Annotated in this window: 1 protein-coding gene; it reads left to right on the top strand. The window is 55.9% G+C overall.

The features are described 5' to 3' along the window. Positions 1 to 245 (top strand): hypothetical protein (locus ACM6IP_RS00945; RefSeq protein WP_414860730.1); only part of this gene is annotated, 245 nt, incomplete at both ends.

Genomic DNA, 245 nt, shown 5'->3' with positions numbered 1-245 from the left:
ACCAAGATCACCGTTCCTGCGAACGGGACTTCGGCCAGCGCAACTGTCACCGCCAAAGACAACATCTTCACCGGCGGCCAGGATGCGATCGTCAACAAACTCGAGTCGGTCTCGGCTAACAACTTCGAGAAGCTGACCCTCGGCAAAGACCAATTCACCACCACCGTCACTGACGAGCCAGATACTGACGGCGACAAGATCACCGTCACCATCGAAAGCAACGGTGACGTACTGGAAAATGCTGC

Origin of the sequence: Pseudomonas sp. IT-P176, from assembly GCF_949767245.1 — a bacterium.
Lineage (GTDB): Bacteria > Pseudomonadota > Gammaproteobacteria > Pseudomonadales > Pseudomonadaceae > Aquipseudomonas.
Note: the sequence above shows the minus strand (reverse complement) of the source record. Positions and strands in the feature narration are given on the sequence as shown.